This window comes from Amycolatopsis ultiminotia, assembly GCF_039536925.1.
GTDB lineage: Bacteria > Actinomycetota > Actinomycetes > Mycobacteriales > Pseudonocardiaceae > Amycolatopsis > Amycolatopsis ultiminotia.
The window spans coordinates 57,396-73,426 of record NZ_BAAAZN010000030.1; the positions used below are offsets into that span (position 1 = coordinate 57,396).

Consider the following 16,031-nt stretch of genomic DNA (forward strand, 5'->3'; position numbering starts at 1 on the left):
CGTAGGCGCCGCGCCGGACGGGGTCGAGCCGCCTTGTGCGGGGCACCGGCCGGATCGCGAACACCGGCGGGTTCGCGATCCGGCCTGCCGGGTGCGTGAACCGGCTTGCCTGCGGGCAGCACGCTCCTACCGTGGGTTTGACACCACGCGACTCGCCGCCGAGCATGACGAGTGGTGTCCGAAGAGCGCAAAGGGGCGCGACATGCACACGATGGACACGGGTGGCGCACGGGTTCCCGGACCGGAACCCGGCGACCGGCCCGCTGCCCGGCTGGGTTTTCGTGAGCTGTGCCGGGTGGCCCCCTTCGACGTTTTCCGTGACCAGCTCAACGAGGTCTTCTACCCCGCGCGGGTGGCGCCGACCGGACAGGCGGAGCAGGGGCTGCGGCCGTCCCGGCTCAGTGCCTCGCGGCTCGAGCACCTCACCCTCGGCCTGGTGCGCTTCGGTGTCGATGCGAGCGTCGATCCGGGCGCGCTCGGCTCGTATCACGTGAACATCCCGTTCTCCGGCCGGGTCGTGACCCAGTGCGGTCCGCAGCAGATGCTGGCCGTTCCCGGGCGGGCCGCGGTGTTCACCCCGCGCGAGCACACCGTCCTGCCGGGCTGGAGCGCGGACGCCGCACAGCTGTGCATCAAGATCTCCCGCCGCACCCTCGAGCAGGAACTCGAAGCGCTGCTGGGCCATCCGGTGGGTTCCTGGATCCGGTTCGCCATCGACCTCGATCTCACGCAGGGGCCGGGCAAGAGCTGGCTTGCCGCGGTGCGCCTGCTGCTGTCCGAACTGGAGGATCCCGACAGCCTGGTGCACCGCTCGGATCGGCATCGGGAGTACCTCGAGCGGATGGTCGTCGGCGGGCTCGTGCTGGCACAGCACCACGACTACGAGGACGAGCTGCGGGATCCGCGCGTGCCGGCCCGGCCACGCACGATCAAGCGCGTCGTGGACGCGATCGAGGCGGCTCCGGAGAAGCCGTGGCCGCTGTCGGACATGGCGCGGCTGGCCGAGGTGAGCGGACGGCGGCTGCAGCAGGGTTTCCGGGAGCACCTGGGGATGACCCCGAGCGTGTACGTCCGCGCGGTCCGCCTCGACCGGGCCCACGGCGACCTCGTCGCCGGGGCGTCCTCGGTAGCCGAGGTCGCCAACCGCTGGGGGTTCGTCAACCTGGGCCGGTTCGCCAGTGCCTACCGCGAGCGCTTCGGCGAGGCGCCGTCGGAGACCTTGCGCCGCATCCGGTAGCAACGTCCACTTCGGACACATCCGGTTTCGCAATCAGGACACCGTGCGTCGCGATCGGGGCAGACAGACCCGGAAATCCGCCTAGCGTTGCTGCTATCCCGCCGCCGGTTGCGGGGACCGTCAACGAAGATGAGCGGAGACCGTGTCATGACCACCACCCTCGACTCGCCGTCGCTGAACGAAGCGATCGCCCCCGACACCGAGATCGTCGCCCGCGCCACCGCGCTGCTCCCGTTGATCGAGAAACACGCTGAAGCCACTTCCGCGCAGCGCCGGGTCGTGCCGGAGGTGGTCGATGCCCTCGAAGCAGCCGGCCTGCTGAAGATCATGGTGCCGCAGCACCTCGGCGGCCTCGGTGCGAACCTCCGGACGATGATGGAGTCGGTGGCCGAGATCGGGCACGGTGACGGCTCCACCGCATGGGCCGCCGCACTGCTCAACGTGTGCACCTGGTTCGCGACGACTTTCTCCGATCGCGCGCAGGAGGACATGTTCGGCGAGGACCCGAACGCGCACGCCAGCGGGATCTTCTCCCCGCCGCTGAAATCCGAACGCGTCGACGGCGGCTACCTGGTCAGCGGCCGGTGGGGGTACGCGTCGGGCTCGTTCGCCGCGACGTGGGCGACGCTGGGGATCGCGCTGGACGTCCCGGAGGGGCAGGATCCGCGTGCGCTGGCGCTGATCCCGGCCACTGCGTGGCGGATCGAGCCGACCTGGTTCGTCGCGGGCATGAAGGGTTCCGGCAGCGACACGATCGTCGTGGAGGACCACTTCGTGCCCGACCACCGGATCCAGAGCTTCGCCGACATGGTGGAGGGCCGGTTCGCGACCTCGCACAAACCGGACGAGCAGAGCGCCAACATGGCCTTCATCCCGGTGGCTTCGCTGGTACTGGTCGCCGCCCAGCTCGGCCTCGCCCGGCACGCGCTGGACGTGACGTTGGCGAAGCTGCCGCCGAAGAACGTCGCCTACACCTACTACACCAACGCCCGCAATTCGCCGACGCATCAGGTCGCCGTCGCCGAAGCGGTGAGCCGGTTCGACCAGGCCGAGCTGCTGATGCAGCGCGCCACGGCCGACATCGACGGGGCCGCCGCCGCGCGGGTCCAGCTGGACCGGCGCACCCGTGCGCGGGTCCGGATGGACACCGGCATGATCGGCGAACTGGTGAAGGAGGGCATCGACCGGCTGATGACCGCCAACGGTGCATCCTCTTTCGCCGACGCCAATGTGCTCAGCCGAATCTGGCGCGACTCCGAGATCGCCGGACGGCACGCGCTGGTGATGCCGGAACTGGGCAAGGAGGCGTACGGGAGGCTGCTGCTCGGCGCGGACGAACCGCTGACCCTCGACGTCTGATGCGGCCGATGATCCCCGACGAACCGGCCGACGTGGACGTGACCTTGCTGCGGCGGGCCTTCGGCGCCTTCCCCAGCGGCGTGATCGCGCTGAGTGCCCTTCGCGACGGTGCACCGGCCGGGATGGCGGTCAGCTCGTTCACTTCCGTTTCCCTGCAACCACCGTTGATTTCCGTGTGCGTGCAGAACTCCTCGGAGACCTGGCCCGAACTGCGCGGCAGCCGCAGGCTCGGGATCAGCGTACTGGCGCAGGAGCAGCACCAGGCCTGCCGCACACTGTCGACAAAGGACGGTGACCGGTTCGCCGGGCTGACCTGGTCGGCCGGCGAGGGCGGTGCGGTTTTCGTCACCGGGGCGGCCGCGTCGTACGACTGTTCCGTCCACGACGAACTGCCCGCAGGCGATCACACGATCGTGCTGCTGCGCGTTCACCGTCTGGCGATCGAGCCGGACACGGCGCCGCTGGTGTTCCACGGCAGCCGCTTCCGCCGCCTCGACGACCGCGCCGAACCGGTGATCCCGGCATGACTGCGGAGATCGGGCAGACGACGCTGGACCCGGCCGAGGGCCGGGTCCGGCGCGTCCTCGACCGGCTGGCCGCGGGCCTGCCGGTCATCCTCGTCGACGACGTCCGCGGCGCCGGTGAAGGCGCGCTGGTGCTGCCCGCGGAGGCGGCCGTGCCGCGGCTGATCGCCTTCCTCGTCAAGCACACCACGGGATTCCTGCGGGTGCCGATGGAGGAAGCCGCATGCGATCGGCTCGGCCTCCCGCCGATGCGCCCGCGCTCCGGCCACGGACACTGCGTGACCGTGGACGCGGCCGGTGCCGGCACCGGCATCTCGGCGACCGACCGGGCCAGGACGATCGCGCTGCTGGCCCGGTCCGACGCGGAACCGGACGATTTCACCCGGCCGGGACACGTCGTGCCGGTCCGGGCGAACGTGGGCGGCGTGCTGGTCAAGCAGGATCGGGCCGAAGCCGTGGTCGACCTGATGCGGCTGGCCGGCCTGCGGCCCGCGGGCGTCTTCGCGGAGATCGTCGGCTCGTCGCGGACGGGCGCGCTCGCGCGCGGCCCGGCGCTGTACGCGTTCGCCTGCGGGCAGGGCCTGGCCCAGGTCTCGATCTCCGAGATCGCCGAGCGCCGGCTGCGTGCGGTGTGGGCCGGGCAATGAGCCGGATCAGGTGAGCCGGCGAAGGGTGTCCGAAGGGCATTCCCCGTAGACCTCCCGGTAGTACGCGGCAAACCGGCCGGGATTGCTGAAGCCCCACCGGTACGCGACGTCCGCGGTGCTGTGCCCGCCCGCCAGCAGCTCCGCCCTGGCGTGGTCGAGTTTGACTCTGCGCTGATGGGCCATGGGGGTGGTCTGCAGCGTCTCCCGGAACGCCACCTGGAGCCGTCGCGCGCTGACCCCGGCGTGCCGGGCGAGGCCGGCGAGTGAATGGGTCGCCCGCGGATCGCTTTCGATGAGCTCGAGCACGCGCTTCACGGTGCGCGGACGCGCCGGCGGTTGCTCGGCGATGAGTTCGGCGCGGAACCGGTGCGGCTGGGTACAGAGCAAACCGGTGATGAGCGCCAGTTCGAGGTGGTGCCGGTAGCCGGGAGACGATTCCAGCAGACTGCCCGGCCGGTCGAGTTCGTCGAGCACCACCCGGAGCACACCCAGCCAGCTCTGTGCCTGCGCGGTCCCGAGGTCGAAACCCAGTTCGAAGTCGACGTCGCCGGCCACCGGCCGCCCGAGCAGCGCCTCGAGTTCGGCCTCGACCGCGGATTTGCGGATCTTGACGCAGATCTGCGCGGCGTCCTTGCTCCAGCGGGGGAGCACCGTGTGGTCGCGGGGGGTGAACACGGCACCTCGCCGGACCGTCGCGATCGACTGGCGGCCGCCGCATTCCGAGGCCACCGAACCCGACACCGGCACGTTGACGTGGTACGCGCCCAGTGCGCCGGGGTCGATCAGCATGTCCGACCCGAACCAGAGCAGCCCGACGGTGAGGTCCCGGCCACCGGCCGCGGCGAGCAGCGAAGCCGGTCGCTCGCCGTGCCGGTCGGCCGGGTCGACGCGGGCCGGATAGAAGACGGTGCCGAGGTTTTCCCTGATCACCTCCAGCGACCTGGTGCGGCAGACCTGCCGTTTCGAGAGCAGCGTCGCCGGACCTGCCGCTCCGCCGGGGTAAGCCGACACCGTCATTCCGGGTGCTCCTTTGCACGAATACGTGGTGCTCCCAGTGTCGGAGCGCGCCCGCCGGTGTCAACCGGTCGCCGCCCGAATCGGCGGCCGTGGCCGGATCGGGTTTCGTGAAACGGCCGGAGCGGTGCCTCAGCTGTCCAGCCGGAACCGGGCGTCGGGAACTGTCCAGCGGTGGCGCGACACGTATAGGCCACCGGGCGAAGCGGACCTACTTTTCATCGCACCACCACGGTCTCGTCGGTGGAGATCAAGCAAGGAGAGGCGGGAATGGCAATGTCGCCGTCCACCGAACAGCAGACGAGCCAGGACGCAGCGGGCCGCTGCCCGGTCACCGGGGCGGCCGCCCGGTTCGATCCCTTCGCGGCCGACTACCTCGAGGATCCGTACGCGTTCTGGGGACCGGTGCGCAAGGAAGAGCCGGTCTTCTACAGCCCCTCGCTCGACTATTGGGTCGTTTCCCGTTACGACGACGTCCGGCAGGTTTTCCGCGACCCGGCGTTCTCGGCTTCGGTGTCCATCACGCCGCTCAAGGAATTGTGCCCGGCGGCGGTGGACGAGCTCGCCAAGGCCGAAATGGTGATGGGGCCGAGCCTGGTCAACGAAGATCCTCCGCTCCACACCAGCCGTCGGCAGCTGATCCGGGAGGCGATGGTCAGCCCCCAGCGGATCGAGGAGGTGACCCCCCGCATCCGCGCGCTGGCCGCTGCCTACGTCGATCGCTTCGTGCGTCGCGGCCATGCGGACCTGGTGGCCGACTTCGCGTGGGAAATCCCGGCTCTGGTGGCGTTCGCACTGATGGGAGTGCCGGACGAGGACGTGGAGCGGGCGAAGACGTTCTCCGGACGGCTCGCGCTGTTCACCTGGGGATACCCCTCCGACGAGGAGCAGCAGACGCTCGCGGCCGGGATGGGACAGTACTGGACCTACGCCAAGCAGCACGTCAAGCGGCGGCTGGAGCAGCAGACCGGCGACTACATCAGCGAGCTGATCAAGGCGTGGCGCCGGCCCGGCAACGACGAGCTGTTCGACGAGAACTACCTCGTGACGACCATGATGAACTTCCTGTTCGCCGGGCACGAGACGACGACCAACGCCACCGCGAACGGCCTGCGTGCCCTGCTTGAGCAGCGTGACCAGTGGGAGGCGCTGTGCGCGGACGCCTCGCTGATCCCGGGTGCGGTCGAGGAGGTCCTCAGGTACAGCTCTTCGGTCGTCGCCTGGCGGCGGGTCGCCACCCGCGACACGAGCATCGGCGGTGTGCCGATTCCGGCCGAGTCGAAGGTGCTGGTGGTCACCGGATCGGCGAACCACGACGAGGAGGTGTTCCCGGACCCGGACAGCCTCGACGTCACCCGTGCGAACGCGAACAAGCACCTGGCCTTCGGCATCGGCAGGCACCTGTGCCTCGGCGCGCCGCTGGCCCGGGTGGAAATGCGGATCTTCCTGGAGGAGCTGACCCGCAGGCTGCCGCACATGCGCCTGGTGGCCGGGCAGACGTTCGACTACTCGGCCAACACCTCGTTCCGCGGACCCGACCACCTCCACGTGGAGTGGGATCCACGCCAGAACCCCGTGGCAGCCGACCGATGACCGACGCCCGGGTGGACATCGTGGTCGTCGGCGCCGGACCGACCGGGCTGTACGCCGCGTACTGCGCCGGCTTCCGCGGTCTGTCCGTTCTCGTCGTCGACAGCCTCGCCGAGCTCGGCGGCCAGGTCTCGGCGTTGTACGCGGAGAAGCTCATCTACGACGTCGCCGGCCTGCCCGCGATCCGCGGGCGCGAGCTGATCGACGGCCTGGCAAAGCAGGCCGACGCGTTCTCCCCCAGGTACCTGCTCGGTGAACAGGCGCGGAGTATCGCCAGGGCACCGTCGGCCGACGGCGGGCCGCCCCGCTGGCTGCTCACCACGGACCGGGCGAGCCGGATCGACTGCGGAGCGATCGTGGTGACCGGCGGCATCGGCACGTTCACCCCTCGTCCGCTGGCAGCCGCGGCCGGCTACCGGGGCCGTGGCCTGGCCTATCACGTGCCGCACCTGGACGCGCACCGCGATCAGGACGTCGTGGTCGTCGGCGGCGGGGACAGCGCGGTCGACTGGGCCCTTGCACTGGAGCCGATCGCCAGATCGGTGACGCTCGTGCACCGGCGCGCCCGGTTTCGTGCGCACGCGGCGAGTGTGGACCAGCTGCGGCGGAGCCGGTGCGTCGTGCACACGGACGCGGAGGTCGACTCGATCGCCGGTGACCCGGACCTGCGCCATGTGGTCGTGGCGACTGCGTCCGGTGCCCGGCTGCAGCTGCCCGCCGACGCACTCGTCGCCGCGCTCGGGTTCACCGCGAACCTGGGCCCGCTCACCGACTGGGGACTGGAGGTGGTCGACCGGGCGATCGTCGTCGACTCCGCGATGCGCACGTGCCTGCCCGGAGTCCATGCCGCCGGAGACATCGCCGGCTACCTCGGAAAGGTCAAGCTGATCTCGGTCGGATTCGGCGAAGCCGCGCTCGCGGTCAACAACGCGGCCACCTACCTCGACCCCAGCCGGTCGCTGGCGCCCGGTCACAGCACCGGCAAACAAGCCGCGTGACCGGCGGACCGACCTGAAAAGAGAACCCCATGCCCTACGTCATCGGCAGCTCGTGCATCGATACCAAGGACCGAGCCTGCGTCGAGGAGTGCCCGGTCGACTGCATTTACGAAGGCGACCGCAAGCTCTACATCAATCCGGTCGAATGCATCGACTGCGGCGCATGCGAACCGGCCTGCCCGATGGAGGCGATCTACCCGCTCGGCCAGGCCGGCGGCGATGAATTCGGTCCGGACAACTCGGCGTTCTTCAGTGAAGTCCTGCCGGGGCGCCCCGCTCCGCTCGGCAACCCGGGCGGGGCGGGCCCGCTCGGTCCGGTCGGCGTGGACACCCTGCTCGTCCGCGGCGATCGTTGAGCAGTACGAACCCACCCACAGAAAGCGCGGCGATGTACATCCTGACCGTGGCCTACGGGCGGCCGAGCGATCCGGCCCGATTCGATCAGTACTACACCGACACCCACCGCCCGCTCGTGGCACGGATTCCGGGCGTGCAGAGGTTCGAGGTGCTGAAGTGCGGTTCGCTCGACGATCGGGCCGCGCCCTACTATGCGATGGCGCACCTCGGCTTTTCCTCTCTCGGGGAACTGCAGGCGGCACTGGAGTCCCCGCAGGGCCAGGCCGCGGCCGCCGACCTGGCGAACTTCGCCGACGGCGGCGCCACCCTGTTCACCCAGCACGAGTGACCCGGTTCTTCGGCTGTGGTCACGCACCTCGTTGTGCGGTCGCCCGTTCCCGAGCCGGCCGTAGTCGTGGAGGTGCGCGGCGATGTCCTTGCCGGGTGCCAAGGGCTCGGTGACGGGCGAATCGCCGGTCCGGAAAACCCGGCGCGCACGGACAACTTCGGACATCGGCCTGCACCCAGGTCGGAGTTTCCGTGCCGGTCCGCCCCGCCGTGCTCAGCCGTGCTGGGGGTTGGTGTCGAGTGGGTCGAGGACTGCGTCGCCGTTGGTTCTGGCCCATTCGGTGAGGGTGTGGATGGGCTCGATCAGGGTGGTGCCGAGAGGGGTGAGCTCGTATTCGACGCGGGGTGGTACCTCGGGGTAGGCGTGGCGGCGGACGAGTCCGCGTGCTTCGAGCCGGCGCAGTGTCTGGGTGAGCACTTTGCGGGAGATACCGCCGATCAGCTCGATCAGTTCGCCGTGGCGTACCGGGCCTTGGCTGAGGCCGTAGAGCACGACCGCGGTCCACTTGTCGGCGATCAGCTCGACGGTCAGGCGGGCCGGGCAATCGGCGAGGAAGGCGCCGCCGGGGCTGAAACCGCTCATGGTGTCAAAGGTACCCGCAGTTCCCGCGTGCCGGTTGCCACCACGCGGTCAGGACCCACGCGGTGGCAACGTTGCCGGTAACTGATCCCTGGTGCGATCCGGCGGCTGCATTGTGGGGGCCATGCCATGGCGGGCACCCGCGACGATCGTCCGGCTGCATGTCACCGCCGAAGACTCCACATTGGACGCACCGGTACCGAGCACCCGTGAATCCGAAGAGCAGCCTTGGGGCAAACAGTTCTCGCCGAGGGTTCGCCTCTGTTCGGCCAGCACGACAGCGCGCGTTCGGCCTGCGCGGTGATGGTCAGCGACGGGTTCACGCCGAGGTCGGCGGAGCCCGCGGAACCGCCCATGACGTGCAGCCCGGGGTGGGGCTGTTGCGAGCTCAGGGCTCAGTATCGGGGAAGGCCGCGAGCACGATTCCGCGTTGCACTGTCCGTTGTGGAGGTTCACGTCGGCTGTGTGGCGGCGGCCTCGGCGAAGCGGTGCGCGAGCAGATCGAACGCGTCCGCGAGTTCGCGAGGTGCCACGTCGATGATTGCCGCGTCGAATCGACCGAGCGATGCGGCCAGCGCCACCCACGACCACGAACCGACGATCAGCCGGCAGCGGTCCCGGTCAACCTGCTCGACGATGCCGTCTCGCACGAACGGGATCGCTTTCCGTGCAGGCAGGCCCAGCACGGCTTCTCCGGTGCAGGGCCAGGTGTTCCCGCGATCCGAGCCCTTGAAGCGTCCGGCGAGGAAGTCGCGGACATCCCCGCCCGGCACGGTGCGCGGCGTGAACCGGGGTCCGGTCGGGATCCCGACGGTCAGCCGATCGAGCCGGTACACGCGCCAGTCGCCGAGATCGAGGTCCCACGCGACGAGGTACCACCGCCCGTTGCCGAACACGACATGATGGGGTTCGGCGCGCCGCCGCGACGGTGCGGCGTCCGGGTCACGGCCGGGCGAGGCGTAGTCGAATCTCAGGACCTGGTGCGCTCGGACCGCGGCACTCACGGCGACGAGCACTCCGGTGTCCACCGTCGTCGCGGCGTCGGAGGGGAGACTCGTGAAGCTCACCCCCTCGGTCCGGTGACGCAGCCGCGAGGGCAGCACCTGCCGGACGGTCGCCAGCGCCCGCAGTGCCGCCTCACCGTCGGCAGCGCCCGAGGTCGCCGCGACCTGAAGGGCGATCGCGATGGCGACGGCCTGGTCGTCGTCGAACAGCAGCGGTGGCAGCTGCGACCCCGCGTCGAGCCGGTAACCGCCGTCCGGGCCCTTGATCGCGACGATCCGGTAGCCGAGGTCCCGCAGCTGATCGATGTCCCGGCGCACCGTCCGGTCACTCACGTCCAGCCGCTCGGAGAGCACCCGGCCGGGCCAGTCACGCCGGGTCTGCAGCAACGACAGCAGTTTCAGCATCCGCGACGACGGTGATCCGGCCATGCCGTTCATTATCCGGGAAGAAGCGGACGTGATCTGACCGGTACTTCGGTGAAGCTGTCCGTACCGCCGGAACCGTGCCGGCTCGTCACGAAAACCAGGAGTCATGGACATGACCGTCAATGTCACACCCCACCTGAACTTCCGCGGCAACGCCCGCGAGGCGCTGGAGTTCTACCGGTCGGTGTTCGGAGGTGCGCTGACCATCGCCAGCTACGCGGACCTGGGCAAAACCGACCCGGCCATCGCCGAGCACGTCATCTTCGGGCAGGTCGTCGCCGACAACGGGTTCCGGATCATGGCTTACGACGTCTATCCCGAGCTGCCCTGGGACCAGGGCCAGGACCCGTTCTTCGTGTCCGCCCGCGGCACCGACCCCGCCGAGCTCCAGGGCTACTGGGACAAGCTCGCCGAAGGAGCCGAGATCAAGCAGCCCATCGGACCCTCGCAGTGGTCGCCGCTCTACGGCCAGCTCACCGACCGTTTCGGGATCACCTGGGTGCTGGACATCGCCGTCGAGTACCCGTCGGCCTGACCGTCGCCGGCACCGCCGCGATCACACCGGTCGCGGCGGTGCCGGTGGCGCGTACAAGCCTGCACCATCGTCGACGGCACTGTGATCGGCGGACGGCACCGCGCACACCGGGCAGCCGAGTTCCGACAAACTTTCCACTGTCGCGTGAGATGGCACGGCCGGTCAGGCATGCTGGTCGGCGTGGTGCAGCGGAGGAGACCAGGGAGGATCCATGTCCGGTAGCGAGTACCTCTTCGACACCGGTTCGCCGCAGGGGCAGGAGCACGTCACCGGCCTGGAATCGATTCTCGACGCGAAGACCGTGGAGTTCCTCGGTGTGGCCGGCATCGAGCCGGGGCAACGTTGCCTGGAACTCGGCGCGGGCAGCGGTTCCATCGCGCGCCGGATGGCCGAACGGACCGGCGCGGCCGGCACCGTGGTCGCCGTCGACCTGGACACCGGCCATCTCGTCGAACGCCCCGGCCTCGACGTCCACCGGCACGACATCAACGACGGCCTCCCGGTGCCGGGCCCGTTCGACGTGATCCACGCCCGGCTGGTGCTGGTGCACCTGCCGCGCCGCGAACAGATCTTCGAGATGCTCGTCGACGCGCTCGCCCCGGGCGGGTGGCTGGTGCTCGGGGACTGCTACCGCCTCCCGCAACCGATCACCGCCCCCGGCGAAGCGGACGAGGAGGTGTTCCGGAAGGTCTGGCGCATCGCCTCGGAGATCGTCGGTCCGGCTGCCGGCCAGGACTTCGGATGGGCGCACCGGGCCTACCGCCGGATGGCAGCTGCGGGGCTCGACGAGCTGTACGCCGAGGATTTCTCCGAGACCGCCGCGGGTGACGGCCCGCACGGCCGAATCTCCGCCGCACTGGTGCGACAAGCCGAAGCGCCGCTGCTCGCGGCCGGCTGCACGCCGGACGAACTGGCCCGATTCCACGAACTCCTCCGCGATCCGGGCATGCGGTACTGGTTCTTCGGAATCGTCTACACACGCGGCCGGAAACCACGCTGACCCAGTTACCGCTTTCCTCGGTCTCGCGCGACTCGGTTCCCGGACGGTGCCGCCGGAGAGCCGCCCGGCAACCGGGCTGTCGTTGATCGCGGCGACGCAGCGTCAGTCGGTCGGCGGGTCCACCCCGGATCGCTGAATCGATCAGCTGGCGTCGGAACGGGCGTAGGCCCGGCATGCGGGGTCCTGGGCAGTACCGAGGACGATCCCGTCTCCATCAGTGAGGCAGACCGTGGCAAAACCCGCCCCGCCCGGGACGTCCGCCGGCACGTCGATCGGTGTGAGCGCCTTGATGACGTCGCCGCATTGCGAGCTGGTTCCACGCTCACCAAGTTGCTTCGAGACGTCGGCGTTGTAGGTGAATCCGATGGTCCTGCGGCAGCCGCTGCTGCTGAGCGAGCGCATGGTGCCGGTAAGGCGCACTGACCGGTCGAACCAGGTGATGGTTCCCCGCGCGTAGCTTGCCCCGAACGTCACGTCGAAGCTGTTGGTGGGATAGGCCGCAGCGTTGGACGGGGGTGCGGCGATCACGAGTCCGGCGAGCGTGGCCACGGCGCACAGCACGGCCTTCTTCTTCGTTGACATGTGAGTCCCTCCCCAGGGTTCGGCCCGGCAGATCGCGGGCGCAACGGGAATCGTGGCAGCTCGGAGGCGGACCAGACCGACATTCCGGCAGGATTCACCCGACCAGCCCAGACAGGGCACGGTGGCTCGTTGATCAGTTCGATGGGTGCGTGTGCGCAGTAACGCTGAGTGGTGCACTGGTCCGTTCGGGCACAGTTGTTGTCGATCATCTCGAGGTGTTCTGGTGCTTGGCCTACGGTCCAGGAGGGCACGTGGGTGGGGATGGGAGCGGCGTGGCGCAGCGATCGGGTCGGCCGGATTCTCTTGCGGAGCGGCCGGATCAGGCTCGGCGCAGGCACGCCGTGTCGGACACCACGGTGGCGCCGGTGGATATGCCGGCGGGCAAGGTGATCCCTGAAGTACCGGTGCTGGATGTGGGTGGTGCTGCGCGGCTATTGCCGTGCTGGGTGCGGTCTCCGTCTACCGCGTCAAGACGGTCCGATGGCGGATCGCGCTCGGCAACCGAAGGGTCTGCACAATCAACAACGAGAAAGTGAACGTTTATGAATAGGGTGCATCGTCGTCGATTCCTTGGTCTTGCCGCGGGTTCCGCTCTCGCCTACCCGCTGGCCGGGATCGCCTCGGCCGAAGGGCGCGGCGGCAAATCCCGCGCTGCCGATCCCGGTGGTTTCGTCTATCCGGCGCCGGGACAGTCCACCGGTACCGGTGTCTTGCCGGCGACCCCGGCGAGCGTGGAATACCTCGGGCGCCAGGATTACGGCACCGATGTCGCCCGTGATCTCGGCTTTTCCGGGGTGGTGAACGGTCAGTCGGTGTGGACCTTCGGCGACACGCTGGTCCCGGACGGCAACGGCGGCTACGCCCTCAGTGCCTCGGACAGCGTCGGACTCGGCGATATGTCGAATCCGCTCCGGGTGTACGACCGGGTCAATTCCTCCGGCTGGCCGGACGAGTGGATCCCGCTCACCGACGAGGAAAATGCCAACGGCGGGCTCAGCCGATACGGTATGGGCGGCACCAACGTCGTGGAATACGCGCCCAATCAAGGCCTGGTCTGGTACCTGAAAAACGACCGGGGCACAGACGGCAAGGGCATCCTCGGGGCGGGTGTCGCCACGGTGACCGCCGACGCGAACGCCGCGTACGCCACCCGGGTCAACGACACGATGTGGGGAGCCACCGAACCGTGGTGGGGGGAGAACGGAGTCACTTACAATGCGCTGGACGGGAAGGTCTACGTCTACGGGCACGGGCCCGACCCGTTCGGTGCCAACACTTATCTGGCCAGGGCGGACGCGACCAAGGCGACCGACGTATCCGCCTACGAATACTGGGACCAGTCCTCCCAGGCCTGGGGTCAGCAGCGGTTCAGCCTCGGCGGTGAGCTCGGCACCGTGAAGCTCTCCGACGCACAGGCGATATTTACCGATAACCAACTCGGCCAGTCCAACGCATTCTGGAGCAATTACTACAACACCTGGATGTGGGTCGCCGGGGCCAACCTCAGCTACAGCGACATCAGGGTGCTGACCGCACCCAAGCTCGAAGGCCCGTGGACCGACCCGGTCACCGTCGCCTCCAGCTGCCCGGACGGCAATTGCGGCCTGCGTTACGCCATGACGCCGCATCCGGAATACGATCCCTCCGGAGCCACGATTCTGGTCACCTGGACCGATTCCAACGTCATCTATACGGTGCGCATCCACTGGAAGTGAGCGACGGCGCGGGCAAGCCGGGCGGCGAACCGGCTGCCGTTCTCGGGAGTGAAAAACGGGAAATGCGGTGGTGTCCGTGAATAGTCGTGTGCGGTCGGGGCGGGTCACGGTGGGGACGACGGAGAGCGGATCGGCGGAGCCGCCGGGGAGGTGCGTGCTCGCCGGGACAGAATGGTGACGAGGATGGCGCTGGCCAGGGAAGCCGCTGCGCCGAGCCAGACGACCCGGTCCCAGCCGGCGACGAGGTCGCCGCCGGTGGCGATGATGCTGGCGGCGCTGACTCCGATGGAGGAGCCGAGATAGCGGGCGGTGTTGTTCGCGCCGGTGCCCATCGCGGCGTCGTCGGCCGGGACAGTGGCCACGGCCTGGCGGGCGAGGCCCGTGTTGAGCAGTCCGGAGGCAAGTCCGGCCACGATCAAGCCGGGCATCAGGCGGCCGATACCGGAGGTGGCGCTGATCCCGGTCACCAGGGCCAGACCGACCGTCACGCCACCGAGTCCGGTGACGAGTTGCACGGTTGCGGACACCTTCGCGGTGTGCCGGGCCAGCAGGAGCGCGGCGACGGCGCTGGTGCCCGACCACGCGGCGAGCAGTGCACCGGCCTGGAGGGTGGACATGCCCAGGCCGTCGACCAGGAAGGTGCAGGCGAACGACATCGTGGCGACCACGCCGATGCCGGTGCCGAAGCCCGCCACGGTCGCGGCCTGGAACGGGCGGTGGGTGAACAACCGGGGGTCCACTAGGCGGGCGGTACCGATCCGCTGACTCGCGATCAGTGCCCCGAACAGCAGTGCCGCCACCGCGAACAGGACTGTCGCCGTGACCGGACCGCCGGCCCGGACCTCGACGATGGCGGTGACCGCCACCGCGAGAAAGACCGTGAGCAAGGTGAATCCGGCAAGATCGAACCGCCGGGACGGCGCGGACCGGCCAAGCCCGGTCCCGCCCGGCAATCGGCGAGTGCCGGCCCATACGGCCAGCCCGCCGAGGGCGAGCAGCCCGTAGAACCCGCGCCACGCACCGATGAGGTCCAGCAGCCCGGTCAGCAACGGCCCCAACGCGATCCCCGCGCCCATCGCGGCGCTCCACGCGGTCGCCGTGGTCGCGCGGTGCCGGGCATGCGCACTGACTGCGCCGGCCAACCCCAAACCGGTGGCGATCATCCCGGTGGCCCCGGCCCCGGCCACGACCCGGGCGAGCACGAACACCGGTGTGGTGCCGGCCAGCGCACTGACCACACTCGCGGCGGTGAACACCACGGCGCCGAGACGGAAAACGCGCCGATGCCCGATCCGGTCGGCGACCACCCCGGCGGCGAGCAGTGTCACGGCCAGCCCCACGCTCATCGACGCGAGTATCCAAGTCGAGCCGGCTCGCGACGAGCCGAATGCCTGCGACAGGGTCACTACGTTTCCCAACGGCCCGGAGTAGGCCAGCATCGCCAGAAACGTGCTGCCCGCGACCACCGCGAGAACGGCACGATACGCGGGACGCCGGCGGGGCACGGCAGTACTGACTGGTCTGGTCACGAGACCAGTATGACCACCTGTGAGTCTTGTGACAAGACCAGTGGGTGTACAGTCCGGATATGGGGCTTGGCACCGGATACGAGCGGCAGGGGTGTTTCCTCGCGCGGGCACTGGAAGTGGTCGGCGAACGCTGGACCTTGCTCATCCTGCGCGACTGCTTCTACGGGGTACGCCATTTCGGCGACTTCCTGGCCCACCTGGACATCTCCCGCGGCGTTTTGACCGAACGTCTGGACACCCTCGTCGCCGCCGGAGTCCTGGAGCGCCGGCCACAGGGGCGCGGCGTCGAGTACCTGCTCACCGACGCCGGCCGGGCGTTGTGGCCCACCATCCACAGCCTGAGCAAATGGGGCGAGAAATACCTGCCCGGACACCATCCGCCACGCGTTTTCAGCCACGCACAGTGCGGTAGCGACCTCGACGAGGACGGTCGCTGCCCGACCTGCGGCCTCGTTCCGGACGTCGCCGATCTGGTCGTGCGCCTCGCCAAGGGCCGCAACGCCACACCACGCGACGACCCGGTGGCACAAGTCCTCCGCCGGCCGCACCGCATGCTGACCCCACTGCCCTGACCCGCACCGACGTACCGCCCGGCCACCTCAACGCC

At 69.4% G+C, this 16,031-nt stretch carries 17 protein-coding genes and 1 pseudogene; 12 read left to right on the top strand and 6 right to left on the bottom strand.

All coding sequences use genetic code 11. The features are described 5' to 3' along the window. Positions 1-202 precede the first annotated feature (202 nt). The 4 genes from ABD793_RS40165 to ABD793_RS40180 all read left to right on the top strand — a co-directional run bounded on the left by ABD793_RS40165 (position 203) and on the right by ABD793_RS40180 (position 3,767). Positions 203-1,237, top strand: a complete 1,035-nt coding sequence (locus ABD793_RS40165; RefSeq protein WP_344868904.1) for an AraC family transcriptional regulator — start codon at positions 203-205, stop codon at positions 1,235-1,237. 147 nt (positions 1,238-1,384) lie between these two features. Then, positions 1,385-2,596, top strand: a complete 1,212-nt coding sequence (locus ABD793_RS40170) for an acyl-CoA dehydrogenase family protein (protein WP_344868906.1) — start codon at positions 1,385-1,387, stop codon at positions 2,594-2,596. Positions 2,597-2,604: 8 nt separating this feature from the next. After that, complete coding sequence (locus ABD793_RS40175; RefSeq protein WP_344868908.1) at positions 2,605-3,123, top strand: flavin reductase family protein; 519 nt, start codon at positions 2,605-2,607, stop codon at positions 3,121-3,123. Then, positions 3,120-3,767 (top strand): 3,4-dihydroxy-2-butanone-4-phosphate synthase, encoded by a 648-nt coding sequence (locus ABD793_RS40180; RefSeq protein ID WP_344868910.1) that lies wholly within the window; start codon positions 3,120-3,122, stop codon positions 3,765-3,767. Before ABD793_RS40175 ends, ABD793_RS40180 begins: the two co-directional genes overlap by 4 nt. A 6-nt stretch (positions 3,768-3,773) precedes the next feature. On the opposite strand, the gene ABD793_RS40185 is transcribed toward ABD793_RS40180, so the two are convergent. Then, on the bottom strand, positions 3,774-4,784 hold the full coding sequence (locus ABD793_RS40185; RefSeq protein WP_344868912.1) for an AraC family transcriptional regulator: 1,011 nt from the start codon (positions 4,782-4,784) through the stop codon (positions 3,774-3,776). A gap of 267 nt (positions 4,785-5,051) precedes the next feature. Here ABD793_RS40185 and ABD793_RS40190 point away from each other — a divergent pair, with 267 nt between their 5' ends. The 4 genes from ABD793_RS40190 to ABD793_RS40205 are packed head-to-tail and all read left to right on the top strand — an operon-like array spanning position 5,052 to position 8,054. After that, the gene (locus ABD793_RS40190) at positions 5,052-6,374 is read left to right on the top strand and encodes a cytochrome P450 (protein WP_344868914.1); all 1,323 of its coding nucleotides are present in this window, start codon (positions 5,052-5,054) and stop codon (positions 6,372-6,374) included. Then, complete coding sequence (locus ABD793_RS40195) at positions 6,371-7,369, top strand: NAD(P)/FAD-dependent oxidoreductase (RefSeq protein WP_344868915.1); 999 nt, start codon at positions 6,371-6,373, stop codon at positions 7,367-7,369. Before ABD793_RS40190 ends, ABD793_RS40195 begins: the two co-directional genes overlap by 4 nt. 29 nt (positions 7,370-7,398) lie before the next feature. Next, positions 7,399-7,725: a ferredoxin family protein gene (locus ABD793_RS40200; RefSeq protein WP_344868917.1), complete on the top strand. Its 327-nt coding sequence runs from the start codon at positions 7,399-7,401 to the stop codon at positions 7,723-7,725. Positions 7,726-7,757: 32 nt separating this feature from the next. Beyond that, positions 7,758-8,054: an EthD family reductase gene (locus ABD793_RS40205; RefSeq protein WP_344868918.1), complete on the top strand. Its 297-nt coding sequence runs from the start codon at positions 7,758-7,760 to the stop codon at positions 8,052-8,054. Between the two features lie 213 nt (positions 8,055-8,267). On the opposite strand, the gene ABD793_RS40210 is transcribed toward ABD793_RS40205, so the two are convergent. The 3 genes and pseudogenes from ABD793_RS40210 to ABD793_RS40215 all read right to left on the bottom strand — a co-directional run bounded on the left by ABD793_RS40210 (position 8,268) and on the right by ABD793_RS40215 (position 10,075). Next, positions 8,268-8,636 carry a winged helix-turn-helix transcriptional regulator gene (locus ABD793_RS40210; RefSeq protein WP_344868919.1) on the bottom strand — a complete coding sequence of 123 codons (369 nt, stop codon included), beginning with the start codon at positions 8,634-8,636 and terminating at the stop codon, positions 8,268-8,270. Positions 8,637-8,797: 161 nt separating this feature from the next. After that, positions 8,798-9,007, bottom strand: a pseudogene (locus ABD793_RS42925) (cholesterol oxidase); the annotation flags it as partial. 78 nt (positions 9,008-9,085) lie between these two features. Beyond that, the gene (locus ABD793_RS40215; protein ID WP_425548850.1) at positions 9,086-10,075 is read right to left on the bottom strand and encodes a helix-turn-helix transcriptional regulator; all 990 of its coding nucleotides are present in this window, start codon (positions 10,073-10,075) and stop codon (positions 9,086-9,088) included. 100 nt (positions 10,076-10,175) lie between these two features. Between ABD793_RS40215 and ABD793_RS40220 the strand changes: the two genes are divergently transcribed. Then, positions 10,176-10,598, top strand: coding sequence for a VOC family protein (locus ABD793_RS40220; protein WP_344868921.1), 423 nt, complete (start codon positions 10,176-10,178; stop codon positions 10,596-10,598). Positions 10,599-10,809: 211 nt separating this feature from the next. Then, a complete protein-coding gene (locus ABD793_RS40225; protein WP_344868922.1) occupies positions 10,810-11,598 on the top strand; it encodes a class I SAM-dependent methyltransferase in 789 nt (262 codons plus the stop codon). Positions 11,599-11,739: 141 nt separating this feature from the next. On the opposite strand, the gene ABD793_RS40230 is transcribed toward ABD793_RS40225, so the two are convergent. Then, the gene (locus ABD793_RS40230) at positions 11,740-12,180 is read right to left on the bottom strand and encodes a hypothetical protein (RefSeq protein WP_344868923.1); all 441 of its coding nucleotides are present in this window, start codon (positions 12,178-12,180) and stop codon (positions 11,740-11,742) included. A 542-nt stretch (positions 12,181-12,722) separates the two neighbouring features. On the opposite strand from ABD793_RS40230, the gene ABD793_RS40235 reads away from it, so the two are divergent. Further along, entirely contained in the window at positions 12,723-13,895 is a 1,173-nt protein-coding gene (locus ABD793_RS40235) for a glycoside hydrolase family 183 protein (RefSeq protein ID WP_344868924.1), read from the top strand. Positions 13,896-13,999: 104 nt separating this feature from the next. On the opposite strand, the gene ABD793_RS40240 is transcribed toward ABD793_RS40235, so the two are convergent. Next, positions 14,000-15,424 carry an MFS transporter gene (locus ABD793_RS40240; protein ID WP_344868925.1) on the bottom strand — a complete coding sequence of 475 codons (1,425 nt, stop codon included), beginning with the start codon at positions 15,422-15,424 and terminating at the stop codon, positions 14,000-14,002. A 59-nt stretch (positions 15,425-15,483) separates the two neighbouring features. On the opposite strand from ABD793_RS40240, the gene ABD793_RS40245 reads away from it, so the two are divergent. Continuing rightward, positions 15,484-15,996 carry a winged helix-turn-helix transcriptional regulator gene (locus ABD793_RS40245; RefSeq protein ID WP_344868927.1) on the top strand — a complete coding sequence of 171 codons (513 nt, stop codon included), beginning with the start codon at positions 15,484-15,486 and terminating at the stop codon, positions 15,994-15,996. Positions 15,997-16,031: the final 35 nt, after the last annotated feature.